General features: G+C 72.7%; 12 protein-coding genes. 3 read left to right on the top strand and 9 right to left on the bottom strand.

Annotated features, from left to right (window positions below; translation table 11 throughout):
- Nucleotide 1: 1 nt before the first annotated feature.
- The 3 genes from LTT61_RS22905 to LTT61_RS22895 form a co-directional block, all read right to left on the bottom strand.
- Nucleotides 2-298 carry a hypothetical protein gene (locus tag LTT61_RS22905; protein WP_233016115.1) on the bottom strand — a complete coding sequence of 99 codons (297 nt, stop codon included), beginning with the start codon at nt 296-298 and terminating at the stop codon, nt 2-4.
- A 120-nt stretch (nt 299-418) separates the two neighbouring features.
- A complete protein-coding gene (locus LTT61_RS22900) occupies nt 419-724 on the bottom strand; it encodes a DUF6802 family protein (protein ID WP_233016114.1) in 306 nt (101 codons plus the stop codon).
- A gap of 70 nt (nt 725-794) precedes the next feature.
- Nucleotides 795-989 (bottom strand): PspC domain-containing protein, encoded by a 195-nt coding sequence (locus LTT61_RS22895; RefSeq protein WP_233016113.1) that lies wholly within the window; start codon nt 987-989, stop codon nt 795-797.
- Between the two features lie 135 nt (nt 990-1124).
- Between LTT61_RS22895 and LTT61_RS22890 the strand changes: the two genes are divergently transcribed.
- Nucleotides 1125-2759 carry an ABC-F family ATP-binding cassette domain-containing protein gene (locus LTT61_RS22890; RefSeq protein ID WP_233016112.1) on the top strand — a complete coding sequence of 545 codons (1635 nt, stop codon included), beginning with the start codon at nt 1125-1127 and terminating at the stop codon, nt 2757-2759.
- A 2-nt stretch (nt 2760-2761) separates the two neighbouring features.
- Entirely contained in the window at nt 2762-3199 is a 438-nt protein-coding gene (locus LTT61_RS22885; protein WP_233016111.1) for a hypothetical protein, read from the top strand.
- Here LTT61_RS22885 and glmM read toward each other — a convergent pair.
- From glmM to LTT61_RS22860, 5 genes are all read right to left on the bottom strand, one after another.
- Nucleotides 3196-4566: a phosphoglucosamine mutase gene (gene glmM / locus LTT61_RS22880; protein WP_233016110.1), complete on the bottom strand. Its 1371-nt coding sequence runs from the start codon at nt 4564-4566 to the stop codon at nt 3196-3198. The genes LTT61_RS22885 and glmM overlap by 4 nt on opposite strands.
- A gap of 86 nt (nt 4567-4652) precedes the next feature.
- A complete protein-coding gene (gene rpsI, locus LTT61_RS22875) occupies nt 4653-5195 on the bottom strand; it encodes a 30S ribosomal protein S9 (protein WP_420094685.1) in 543 nt (180 codons plus the stop codon).
- Complete coding sequence (gene rplM, locus LTT61_RS22870) at nt 5192-5635, bottom strand: 50S ribosomal protein L13 (RefSeq protein ID WP_233021148.1); 444 nt, start codon at nt 5633-5635, stop codon at nt 5192-5194. Before rplM ends, rpsI begins: the two co-directional genes overlap by 4 nt.
- Before the next feature lie 159 nt (nt 5636-5794).
- Nucleotides 5795-7144 carry a hypothetical protein gene (locus LTT61_RS22865; RefSeq protein ID WP_233016109.1) on the bottom strand — a complete coding sequence of 450 codons (1350 nt, stop codon included), beginning with the start codon at nt 7142-7144 and terminating at the stop codon, nt 5795-5797.
- A 127-nt stretch (nt 7145-7271) separates the two neighbouring features.
- Complete coding sequence (locus LTT61_RS22860) at nt 7272-9833, bottom strand: FHA domain-containing protein (RefSeq protein ID WP_233016108.1); 2562 nt, start codon at nt 9831-9833, stop codon at nt 7272-7274.
- 115 nt (nt 9834-9948) lie between these two features.
- On the opposite strand from LTT61_RS22860, the gene LTT61_RS22855 reads away from it, so the two are divergent.
- Nucleotides 9949-11385, top strand: coding sequence for a metallopeptidase (locus LTT61_RS22855; RefSeq protein WP_420094684.1), 1437 nt, complete (start codon nt 9949-9951; stop codon nt 11383-11385).
- 37 nt (nt 11386-11422) lie between these two features.
- On the opposite strand, the gene LTT61_RS22850 is transcribed toward LTT61_RS22855, so the two are convergent.
- Entirely contained in the window at nt 11423-12778 is a 1356-nt protein-coding gene (locus LTT61_RS22850) for an FHA domain-containing protein (protein WP_233016107.1), read from the bottom strand.
- Nucleotides 12779-12984: the final 206 nt, after the last annotated feature.

Here is a 12984-nt window from a genome sequence, read left to right as displayed (position 1 = left end):
GTCACTGCTCGCCGAAGTCGAGGCGGTCGGCGGCGCTCTGCCGGTTCACCGCGACCAGAATCGATGCGGCGGCGGCCGCCGTCGCGCCGGACCAGCCTGCGATCCGCTCCCCCAGCGCCTCGAGCCCGGCCCGGATGGCCGCCCCCTCCGCCGGGTAGTTCGCGCCGACCTCCCCCGGCCCGAGGAGATGGTCGGAGACGGCCCGCACGAGGCTCCCGACGTCACTCCCCGACCCCTGCAGTTCGTTCGCCAGACGCTTCAGTTCGCCGGTGTTCACCCCGACGATCTCGCTGCTCATCGCTGCGCCCCCTCCGCTTCTGCTCGCCCGATGGATGTGCGGCGGCCCCGCTCCCGGCCCGGAACCTCCTCACCCTCCTTCGACGCGGCCGGGGTGCTCGCGGTTCCGCCGGATCGCGGCTCAGCCGAGCCTGCCCTGATCGGTGCGCACCCACTCCGAGGTGCCGTCCGGGTGGTGGTGGAACTCCCAGGCGGCGTAGTCGCCGTCCTTCTCCACCACGGTCAGGTGATCGGCGAGGCCGTCGCGGTCGGTGTCGGTCCAGACCCGCAGGCCGTGCTCGTCGGATTCGGTGATCGAGTCGAGTGCGCCGTCGCCGTCGATGTCCTGGCCGGGGTGCGCCAGCCCGACCTCGCCGAGGTCGTGCAGCGGCGAGGCGGCGTCCACGTCGGGGAGGTCCATCCCGGGGAACTCGGCCGAATTGACCACGGCTCCTCCTGCAAGGCCGATCGGCGGGTGTGGCCCTCCATCCTGTCACCCGCCGATCCGGGGCGCATGCTCAGTACTTCGGCATCAGCAGCCACAGCGCGGCGTACACCAGGAACTGCGGCCCCGGGAGCAGGCAGGACAGCACGAACGCGATCCGGACGACGGTCGAGTTCCAGCCGAAGTAGCGGGCGATGCCGCCGCAGACCCCGGCGACGACCTGATCGTCGGCGGTGCGGGTGAAGCGGCGGGTCGGTGTGGTGGTCATGGTGTTCTCCTCCTCGTGACGACTTCCACTCTCCGCGAGCGGGGTTCGCGCCGCATCGGTCGCGGTACCCATATCGACCCCCATTCCGCCCGGCCCGGTCTCGGGGTCGGACCCGGACACGGCAGACTCGTGCGGGTGAGCACCACCCTGCACGCCCGCGGTCTCGCGGCCGGACACGCCGAACGCACCCTCTTCGACGACCTCGATCTCACGCTCGCCGACGGCGACGTGATCGGCCTGGTCGGCGTGAACGGCGCGGGCAAGTCGACGCTGCTGCGGCTGCTGGCGAGCGCGCCCGCCGCCGGCATCACGCTGAGCCCGCCGGACGCGACCGTCGGCCACCTCGCGCAGGAGCCGGAGCGGGTGCCGGGCGAGACCGTGCTCGATTTCCTCGCCAGGCGCACCGGGGTGGCCGAGGCGCAGCGCGCGATGGACGCCGCCGCCGAGCGGCTCGCCGACGGCGGCGCCGACGACTACACCCCCGCCCTGGAGCGCTGGCTCGCGCTCGGCGGCGCCGACCTGGAGCAGCGCGCCGCGGAGATCTCCGCCGAGCTCGGGCTGGACAGCACCCTGCCGCAGGGCGTCGAGACCCCGATGACGGCGCTCTCCGGCGGCCAGGCCGCCCGCGCCGGGCTGGCCTCGGTGCTGCTCTCCCGCTACGACGTGCTGCTGCTGGACGAGCCGACCAACGACCTCGACCTGGACGGCCTGGCCCGGCTGGAGCGCTTCGTGCTCGGCATCCGGGTGCCGATGATGGTGGTCAGCCACGATCGGGAGTTCCTCGCGCGCACCGTGAACGGCATCCTGGAGCTGGATCTGGCGCAGCAGCAGGTCGACTACTACGACGGCGGCTACGAGTCGTACCTGGCCGAGCGGGCGGTCGCGCGCAGGCACGCGCGCGAGGCGTACGAGGAGTTCGCCGACACCAAGTCCGGGCTGGAGGCGCGCGCGCAGATGCAGCGCAACTGGCTGGAGCACGGGGTGCGGAACGCGCGGCGCAAGGGCAAGCAGGACTCGGACAAGGCCGGGCGCAAGATGCGTGCCGAGTCCACCGAGAAGCAGGCGGCCAAGGCCCGCCAGACGCAGCGCCGGATCGAGCGGCTGGACGTGGTCGACGAACCGCGCAAGGAGTGGGAGCTGCGCATGGAGATCGCCGCGGCCCCGCGCAGCGGCTCGGTGGTCGCCACGCTCTCCCGAGCGGTCGTGCGCCGCGGCGGCTTCACCCTCGGCCCGATCAGCACCCAGCTGAACTGGGCCGACCGGGTCGTGCTCACCGGTGCGAACGGCGCGGGCAAGTCCACGCTGCTCGGGCTGCTGCTCGGCCGGATCCAGCCGGACAGCGGCAGCGCGAGCACCGGCTCCGGCGTGCTGGTCGGCGAGGTGGATCAGGCGCGCGGGCTGTTCCGGGCCGACGACACCCTGGCCGAGACCTTCGGCGCCGCGGTGCCGGAGCTGCCGGAGGCCGAGGTGCGGACCCTGCTCGCCAAGTTCGGGCTGCGCGGCCCGCACGTGCTTCGTCCCTGTGCCACGCTCTCCCCCGGCGAGCGGACCAGGGCGGCGCTGGCGCTGCTCCAGGCCCGCGGGGTGAACCTGCTGGTCCTGGACGAGCCGACGAACCACCTGGATCTGCCAGCCATCGAGCAGCTGGAGCAGGCGGTCGACTCCTTCGACGGCACGCTGCTGCTGGTCACGCACGATCGGCGGATGCTCGATTCGGTGCGCGCCACCCGCCGCTGGCACCTGGCCGGCGGCACGCTCACGGAGGAGTGACCGTGCCAGCCACGCTCGGCCTCGACACCCGGGTCACGCTGCTGATCACCGGGGTGATCTTCCTGGCGGCGCTGCTGCTCGGGGTCTGGAAGTACCGCGGCATGCGGAGCTCCCCGGAGGGCGCCGCGCACCCCTACGTCGACATCGCGCACCGGGCGGCGCTGCTCTACGCCTTCGCCGGGCTGCTGCTCGCGGTCTTCACCGAGCTGAGCGCCTGGCCGACGGCGGTGAACCTCGCCGCCGACCTGGTGGTGCTCGCCTTCTTCGTCGGCGCGATCGTCAGCTATGTGCTGCACGGGTGGCGCCGGGACACCACCAATCAGTACCGCGGCGACATCCCGGTCGCGCTGAAGCTCGCGACCGTGCTGCTGATCGTCGCGGAGGTCGGCGGCTTCCTCGTGCTCTTCACCGGTTTCCTGCGCGCCTGGCAGCTCGGCTAGAACGAGCCGACCAGGCGGGCCAGATCGGCGGCGAGCTGGCGCGCCCGTTCCGGGTCGGTGGCCTCGACCATCACCCGGACCAGCTCCTCGGTTCCGCTCGGGCGCAGCAGCACCCGGCCGCTGTCGCCGAGCGAGCGCTCCGCCTCGGCCACCGCCGCGCGCACCGCGGGCGCCGCGGCCACCAGCGACTTGTCGCTCACCGGGACGTTCACCAGCACCTGCGGCACCGTGCTGAGCACGCTCGCCAGCTCGGCCATGCTCCGCCCGGTCGCGGCCATCCGCGCCATCAGGTGCAGCCCGGTGAGCACGCCGTCGCCGGTGGTGCCGTGCGCGGGCAGGATGACGTGGCCGGACTGCTCGCCGCCGAGGCTGAACCCGCCGCGGCGCAGTTCCTCCAGCACGTAGCGGTCGCCGACGCCGGTGGTGCGCAGCGCGATCCCGGCCTCGCGCATGGCGATGTGCAGCCCGAGGTTGCTCATGACCGTCGCCACCAGGGTGTCATCGGCCAGCTCGCCGCGCTCGCGCATGCCGATGGCGAGCACCGCGAGGATGGCGTCGCCGTCGACGACGGCGCCGGTGGCGTCCACCGCGAGGCAGCGGTCGGCGTCGCCGTCGAGCGCGAGGCCGAGGTCGGCGCCGTACTCCAGCACCGCCGCCTGCACCGGGCCCAGGTGGGTGGAGCCGCAGCCGTCGTTGATGTTGAGCCCGTCCGGCTCGGCGTTGATCGCGATCACCGTCGCGCCCGCCGCCCGGTAGACCGCGGGGGCCACCTCGGCGGCGGCGCCGTTGGCGCAGTCGACCACGACGGTGAGCCCGGCGAGGTCCTCACCGGTGGTGGCGACCAGGTGCTCGACGTAGCGCTCGTGCGTTCCGGCCAGCGAGTACTTCGCAGGCACGTCCGGCCCGGCGGCGGCGGAGGCGCTGCGCACCCGGCCGAGCCCGGCGCCGGTCGGCCGCTGCGGGGTGTTCGCCCTGATCAGGGCCTCGATCCGGTCCTCGATCGCGTCGTCGAGCTTGTGCCCGCCCGCCGCGAAGATCTTGATGCCGTTGTCCGGCATAGGGTTGTGCGAGGCCGAGATCATCACGCCGAGGCAGGCGTCGTAGAGCCCGGTCAGGTAGGCGACGGCAGGCGTCGGCAGCACGCCGACCGAGAGCACGTCCACCCCCGCCGCGGTGAGCCCGGCGGTGACCGCGGCCTCCAGCATCTCGCCGCTCGCCCTCGGGTCGCGGCCGATCACCGCGAGCGGGCGGGCCTTGCCCCTGCCGAGCACCTCGGCGGCCGCACCGGCCACCTGGAGTGCGAGTTCCGGGCCGAGCGTGCCGTTGGCGAGCCCGCGAATGCCGTCGGTGCCGAACAAGCGTCCCATTTATACGTCCTCGAGAAAGTTCCGCGTACACCACGAGAGCAGGCCACCGGCGGCGCCGGTGGCCTGCTCTCGGACGATCGAGTAGATCAGCGCTTCGAGTACTGCGGCGCCTTGCGGGCCTTCTTCAGGCCGTACTTCTTGCGCTCGGTGGCGCGCGGGTCACGGGTGAGGAAGCCGGCCCGCTTGAGCGCGGGGCGGTCGTCCGGGGTGACCTCGATCAGGGCCCTGGCGATGCCGAGCCGCAGCGCGCCGGCCTGGCCGGAGGGGCCGCCGCCGACGAGCCGGGCGAAGATGTCGAACGACTCGGTGCGCTCGACGGTGACCAGCGGGGACTTCACCAGCTGCTGGTGCACCTTGTTCGGGAAGTAGTCCTCGATGGTGCGGCCGTTCAGCACGAAGTTGCCGGAGCCGGGCACCATGCGGACGCGGACGACCGCCTCCTTGCGGCGGCCGACGGTCTGCACCGGGCGGTCGATGAGGACCGGGGCGTACTCCTCTTCGGGCTCGCCCTCGTAGCCGTAGTCCTCGGTCACGACCTCGGCGTTCGGGTCCTCCGAGGTGTACTCGGTGAGCTCGACCTCGACCTCGGTCTCGTCGGGGTTCAGCGCGTCGTTTTCGGGAGCGGTCACTGGGCCACCTGCTTGATCTCGAACGGGATGGGCTGCTGCGCGGCGTGCGGATGGGCCGCGCCCGCGTACACCTTGAGCTTGCCCGCGATCGCGTTGCCCAGCTTGTTCTTGGGGATCATGCCCTTGATGGCCTTCTCCACGACCCGATCGGGGCGGGTCTCCATGACCTGACCGACAGAGCGCGACTTGAGGCCGCCCGGGTGGCCGGAGTGGTGGTGGATCAGCTTGTCCTGCCGCTTGTTCCCGCTGAGCGAGATCTTGTCGGCATTGATGATGATGACGAAGTCGCCACCATCGAAGTTCGGCGCGTAGGTCGGCTTGTTCTTGCCGCGAAGCAGCGTCGCTGCTTGCACGGCAAGGCGTCCGAGCACTACGTCAGTGGCGTCGATGACGTACCACTTGCGGGTTACGTCACCCGCCTTCGGGCTGTACGTAGGCACAGTGCATCCCTGTCTGTCGTCGGTGTTGCCGGCCTGGCGCATGGTCGAGGGATCCCGGCGGCCGGTGGAGACCCGGGCCTCGAGCGCATCCGGGAGAACCCGGATGTCCACACGCCAATCGGCCACGATACCAGCCGCCGGTCCGGCGGCCGAATCGGCTCAGATGGCGATCGGCGGGCCCGGATCGCGGGCCCCGGGCGGGCCGGGGATGAGGTACCGAAGGGTGTCGACGCCGGGCGCGACGCAGTCCGGCTCCCCGGCCGCGGTGTCGCGGCCCGGCCGGAACCACAGCTCGGCGCGGGCCGAGGCGACGCTGTCGCGGTGCCGGTCGGCGATCCGCGGCGTCACGGCGCAGGAGACCGGCTGCCCGAAGCCGGCGGGCAGCACCGGGGCCCCCGGTGCAGGCACGGCGGCATCGGCGACCCGCGCCGACCCCGCGAACCCGGTCCCTGGCAGCGCCGGGGCAGCCGCCGCGGCCGCGAGCGCGGGGACCGGCGGCTCTGCCGCGGTGACGTGCCCGTCGCCGGGCAGCGCGACCACCGCGAGCGCCATCGCCCCGGCGACCGCGGGGGCGCCGAAGAAATTGTCCCGCATCCGGTTCCACAGCCCGCCCCGGTCCGACCCGGCGGGCGGCTCGGGCTCGTCCCGCTGCACCGAGCTGCTCCAGGCCGCCGCCTCCGGCTGCGCCACACTCGCGCCCTGCTCGCCGCCGGACCGCTCGGCATGCCTGCCGCCCTGCTCCGGCTCGCCCGCGTCGCCCTCGGAGACCAGCAGGTGCGCGGCGCCGAGCACCAGCGCGTGGATCGGGTGGTCGGCGATCCGGAAGCGCTGCCCGAGGTGGTTGCGGAAGGCGAAGCGCAGCGGCTCGTTGTCGTAGACATTGCCTGCGAGCAGGATCGTCGAGGTGTCCGCGCCGATCGAGCGGGCCGCGGCCATCACCTCGATCACCACGTCGTCGGCGGCGCGCGCCTCGCGCAGCGCGGCCGGGTCGAAGTGCACGTCCACCGATTCGGTCGGCTGCTCGTCGTCGCCGTGCACCGCGACGACGAGCACGGTCCGGCCGTCGCAGTAGACACCGGTGGCGCCGACCCCGTTCGGGTCGTGCTCGTCCGGCGGGCTCACCAGGTTCAGCGCGCGCACGTAGCCGGAGAGCGCGACGCTCTCCGGCAGCGGCTCCACCTCGACGTCGAGCTGCTCGACCAGTTCGGCGTAGAGCTCGACCTTCTCCTCCGGCCAGTCGTCCGGGTACGGCATGGCGACCACGTCCGGCTTGCCGCGCAGGTAGCTGCCGATCGAGGCGAGCGGGTTGTAGAGCCGCGCCCGGAACACCATGTGGGCGGGCCAGGTGGCGCCCGCCACCACGATCTGCGGGTGGCCGAGGATGTCCCGCACGTCGGCGATGGCCATGCCCAGATCCGGGCGCAGCCGGTCGACACCGGCGGTGTGCAGCCTGCCCGACGAGTCCGCCAGCAGGTAGGCGGGCGTCGAGTACGTACCCTCCACTTGCACCGGGCGGATCGGTGTCTCCCCGCCGCCGGCCGCAACGGACACCACATCCCAGCCGAGATGTACCGCCCCAACTCGCACCGTCACAGCCATAAGTGTGCCTGGTGCCCGCAAGCCGCGCTCGGCGCCGTCATGCCGACGACTTCTTCAACCGCAGCCTGCGCTGGGTGACCAGCGCGAGAACCACGGTGAGCAGCAGCACCATGCCGATGTTCAGCGCCCAGATGCCGGGTTCGTGGTTCCACAGCCGGTCCGGCTGGGCGCTCAGGAAGATCGAGCGGATGTCCACCGTCGAGGCACCCGCCGCGTACCCCCAGCGGGACGGGAAGAGCCAGGAGACCTGCTCCAGCACCACCCGGTCGGTCACCGGGATGAGCCCGCCGGCCATCACCAGCTGGGCCATGACCGCGACCACCAGCATCGGCATGACCTGCTCGCTGGACTTGGCGAAGCTCGACATCAGCAGCCCGAACACCACGCAGCAGACCGCGGTCACCGCGATGTCGATGTACAGCTCGGCGCTGCCCGAGGCGAGCACCGCCCCCTCGCCCGGTGCCTTCTTGCCCGCCAGCGTGATCCCGACCAGCACCGCGGATTGCAGGAAGGCGGTGACGCTGAAAACCGCGATCTTGGCCCACAGGTACGAGCCGGGCAGCAGCCCGACCGCGCGCTCGCGCTGGAAGATGGTGCGCTCCCCGACCAGGTCGCGGATGGTGAGCGTGGACCCCATGAAGCAGGCCCCGAGGATCAGCACCACCAGCAGCTGCTGCGCCTCGGCGCCGCCGGAGGGGATCAGCGAGCCGTCCGGCGCCTGGGTGAGCCCGCCCCTGGTGAAGCCGTTCTTGCCAGGCACGACCAGGGAGAGCCCGCCGAGGATGAACGGGAGCACCACCAGGAAGGTCAGGTAGCCGCGGTCGGCGAAGATCAGCCGGAGCTGCCGCCGCGCCACCGTGGAGAACTGTTTGACGCTGCTCGACTTCGGCGGGCTGCCCGCCGAGCCGTACGGCGGCGGCGGTGGCGGTGGCGGCACGAACGCCTGCCGCGAGCGGTAGGCGGCGAAGGCCTGGTCCGGATCGGCGGCGACCTTGCCGAAGATCTCGGCCCAGTCGCTGGTGCCGAGCGCGGCGCCGACCCCGGCCGGGTGCCCGCAGAAGGCCGTCTTGCCGCCGGGCGCGAGCAGCAGCACCTGGTCGCACATGTCCAGGCAGGCCACCGAGTGGGTGACCACGATCACCACGCGGCCCGCGTCGGCGAGCTCGCGCAGCATGGTCATGACCTGGCGGTCCAGCGCCGGGTCGAGCCCGGAGGTCGGCTCGTCCAGGATCAGCAGCGAGGGGCCGGTGAGCAGCTCCAGCGCCACCGAGGCGCGCTTGCGCTGGCCGCCGGAGAGCCGGTCGACCCTGGTGTCGGCGTGCTCGGTCAGCGAGAGCTCGCCGAGCACGCCGTCGATCACCTGCTGCCGGTCGGCCTTGGTGGTGTCCGACGGCAGCCGCAGCTCGGCGGCGTAGCCGAGCGCCTGCCGCACGGTGAGCTGCCGGTGCAGCACGTCGTCCTGCGGCACCATGCCGATCCGGGAGCGCAGCGCCTCGTACTCCGCGTGCAGGTTGCGGCCCTCGAAGGTGACCACGCCGCCGGACGGCCTGGTACTGCCCGCGATCAGCTTGGAGAGTGTGGACTTGCCCGCGCCGGACGGCCCGATCAGCGCGGTCAGCGTGCCGCTGCCCGCCTGCAGATTCACATCGACGAGCAGCTGCTTGTTGTTCTCCACCGTGAAGCCGACGCCGTGCACGTGCAGCCCCTGCTCGGCCACCGGCTTCTGCCGGTGCACCAGCGCGCCCTGCTGCACCTCGAAGTCGATGTTGCCGATAGTGACGACGTCGCGCTCGCGCAGCACCGCGCGCTGCTGCCTGCCGCCGTTGACGAAGGTGCCGTTCGAGGAGCCGAGGTCCTCGATGGTCAGCCCCTCCGAGGCGGAGATCAGCCGCGCGTGCCTGCGCGAGGCCAGCGGGTCGTTGACCACGATCTGGTTGTCCGAGGTGCGGCCGATCGTCAGCCCGCCGGGGGGAAGCCGGTCCGCGCGCGCGATCGGCGCGGTGGACGGCCGGGCCCGGACCGGCGGCAGCGACGAGGAATCCGCCCGCGTCGTCATATTGACGTTGATCTGCGGCTGGGCCGCCGACGGCTGCTGGAACGGCCCCGACTGCGGCGGCTGCTGCTGGAAGGCCCCCGACTGCTGCGGCTGCTGCTGGAACGGGCCCGACTGCGGGCGCTGCGGCGGCGGGGGCTGCTGCTGCGGGTACGGCGGGCGCTGCGGTTGCTGCGGCCACTGCGGCGCCGACTGCGGCCGCGCCACCGGGGTCGCGCCGGTCTGCCGGGGCGCACCGGCCGGAATGAGGTGCAGCAGCGGCCCGCTGATCGCGTCCCCGAGCCGGACCTGGGTGGCCCGATCGATCGGGACCGGCCTGCTCAACCGCCGCGCGTCCACGAAAACGCCGTTGGTGCTGCCGTTGTCGGCGAGCACCCAGGAACCGCCCTGCCAGGTCAGCGTCGCGTGTACCCGGGAGACGAGCGGGCTGTCCACGAACAGCGTGACCTCCGGCGCCCGGCCGAGGGTGACCTTCTGGCTCGGTTCGAAGACGCGTTCGGTTCCCTCATGGCGCACGGTGATGGACTGCGCCCCCGGTGAAGACATGCAGCGGATACTATGCCATCACCCGGACAGCGGAAGGGCCCCCGACGCGCCTTTTGTCCCGCTCCGGTGACCGACCGCGGGGAACTCAGAACGGCCGACCGAGGGGGATCCTGCCTTGCCGAATCGTCGAGCGACCACCGCCGCCGTTGCCGCCCTGTGTTTCGTGCTGCTGCTCGCCGGATGCACCCGCATGGTCGACGGCCGGGCCGTCTCCATCTACGACGACCCGTTCAAGGTCGCCGGGCTGCCCACCACCAGCGGGCCGAGCGGCCCCCGCCCCGGCGCCCCCGCCACCGAGCTCACCGCGACCGGCGGCGACGGCAGCGAGATCGACCGGCTCGCGCTGAACGCCGTCGACGACATCCAGTCCTACTGGCGGCAGGTGTACCGCACCGAGTTCGACGGCGAGTTCCAGCCGGTCGAGAAGCTGCTCTCGTGGAGCGCAAAGGCACCGCGCGGCGCGGCGCCCGAGTTCTGCGAGGACACCACCTACCGCCTGGTGAACGCCGCCTACTGCCGGCTGGACAACTCCATCGGCTGGGACCGGGAGGTGCTGCTGCCGACCATGGCCGAGACCTTCGGGCAGATGTCGGTGGTCATGGTGCTGGCGCACGAATACGGCCACGCCATCCAGAACATGGCCAAGATCGTCGGCGGCCGGGATCCGGTGATCGTCAAGGAGCAGCAGGCCGACTGCTTCGCAGGCGCCTTCATGCGGCACGTCGCCGAGGGCAAGTCGGCGCACTTCACCATCAACACCTCGGACGGGCTGAACTCGGTGCTCGCCGCCACCGTCGCCATCCGCGACTCCGACCCGGACGACCCGGAGAGCGTGCACGGCTCCGCCTTCGAGCGGGTGACCGCGGTGCAGATCGGCTTCACCGACGGCCCGCGCGCCTGCCGCGGCATCGACGAGGAGGAGATCAACCAGCGCCGCGGCGACCTGCCGACCAGCTTCCAGGGCCAGACCGGTGAATTCGACATCACCAAGGAATCGCTGATCGAGCTGAGCAAGGCGCTGGCCGCGATCCTCCCGCTCGACGACCGGCCGCACTACAACTACGGCGGTGCGCAGATCGAGTGCGGTGACGGCGCCACCACCGAGCCGGTCTCCTACTGCCCCACCAGCAACCTGATCGCCACCGACATCCCCAAGCTCTCCGAGCGCGGCGCCGTCGGCGACCTGGACGACCCGCTTCCGCTCAAGGTGACCGGCGACTACAACGGCTACGTCGTCTTCATCTCCCGCTACGCGCTCGCGGTGCAGCACAGCAACGACCAGGCCCTGGTCGGCGCCAAGACCGGGCTGCGCGCGGCCTGCCTCTCCGGGGTGGTCACCGGCAAGCTCGCCGAATCCGGGCGCCCCGCCAACCAGGGCGACATCCGGCTCGCCGCAGGCGACCTGGACGAGGCGGTCTCGGGCCTGCTCACCGACGGTCTCGCGGCCAGCGACGTCGAGGGCAAGACGGTACCCAGCGGCTTCGCCCGGGTGGACGCCTTCCGAGCCGGCGTACTCGGCGGCGAAAGCACCTGCCTGGCCCGCTACAGCTGAATTGTTCGGCTCGTAAGACTCGCCCCCTTGGGGAGGCTCAGGCTCCGAAGGGTGGGGGGGCGGCTGGTTCGAAGCGGAGTACTCGGTTGCCGATCATGACTTCGGCGCCGGGGACCAGGAGCATCGGCTGGTGGGGGGCCAGGCGGAGCCAGTCGCGGTAGCCGGGCATGCGGGTGCGGGTTCCGTTGGTGGAGCCGAGGTCGAGGACGGCGACGTCCCAGTTCAGCAGGCGGATCTCGGCGTGCGCCCTGGACATGCCGCCCGAGGTGTCCTCCACCTGGAGCGGCACCATCCCGCGGCTCACCGACTCGGAGTGGTCCGGGTCGCGGCCGATCACCGCGTCGGCGGCGAGCAGGTAGGTCATGCCGTCGTCGAGCAGCAGCAGCCCGAGCGGGGGGCGGATCACCTCGATCAGCGGCTGGGTCTGGTCCACCGGCATGCCGCAGACGGTGCAGAACGCCGAGCGCGGGTCGGTGGGGTGCGCCCGGGCGCACTTGAACCCCATGACCTTGACGTTGAGCGGGGCCGCCCGCGCGGTCGCCTCCAGCCTGCGCTGCAGGTCGGGGTCGGGCAGCGGCGCCGGGCCGGTGCCGTGCTGGGTGGGCGCCCGGTGCGGGTCCGGCGGCAGGGTGGCGGCGGGGCGGGCGGCCGCGGGCAGCGCGTCGGTGGCCTCGACCTGGTCGAGCAGCGCGGTGGCGGCGGCCTCGGCCTCGTCCCGCTCGTCCCGCTCGGCGGGGTGCGGGGGCTCGGGCTGCTCCCGGCGCGGGGCGCGCTCGATCCGCGCGGTCGGGATCGGCGGCGGCTCCGCCCTGCGGTGCGCGCCGCTCGGCTCCGGCTGCGGGCCACTTCCGGCGCGCGCGGTCGCCGACCACAGGATCGCCCCGCTGCCCTGCGCGATCCCCTCGACCAGCCAGCCGATGCCGCGGGCGGCGGGCAGCTCCGGGATCCGGCCGTCGCGGTCGTCGACGAAGAGCGCGACCGCGCGGGCGGGCACCGGCGCCACCCGGTCCACCGTGAACGCGGCGTCGCTGCCGCGCAGGTGCTCGGCGCCGTTCTCACCCGCGAGCACCGCGGTGACCGCGCCGTGCAGGAACACCGCGACCCCGCCGTTCTCGCCCACCGAGAGGATCCCGAAGTCGACCGGCTGCCCGGGGCTGATCCGCTCGGCGTGCTTCATGAGCCAGCGGGTGGCCTCGCGGGCGATCGTCGCGCCGGCCCCGCCCTCCCGCTCGAAGGCATCCCTGACCAATTCGGCCAGCGACTCCACCGCGACCGCGGTCGGCGAATCCGGCGTCGGCCTGGTCGGGCCGCGATGCCGGACCACGACCACCGCCCCCGCGACCCGGGCGACGGCGTGCTGCCCGGCGACGACCTCGACCTGGCGATCCCTCACCGGGACCGGCCCCCGCGGCGGTGTCCACATTCACAGCACAAACCGCCGCTGCGGCGTGAACGCGGAGTCGTCGGCACGCGATCAAGCCTATGGCACCGCGGGTTACGGCGTCCCGCTGCCCGCCGTCGCTTCGCCCCTCCGCGGGGCGTCCGGTTCCGGTAACTTCATATCCACATCGCCGAGGATCGAGGGGCCTGTGATGGTTC

The organism is Nocardia asteroides (assembly GCF_021183625.1).
GTDB classification, from domain to species: Bacteria; Actinomycetota; Actinomycetes; order Mycobacteriales; family Mycobacteriaceae; genus Nocardia; species Nocardia asteroides_A.
The sequence above is the reverse complement of the archived record's forward strand: the minus strand, read 5'-3'. Positions and strand labels throughout refer to the sequence as shown.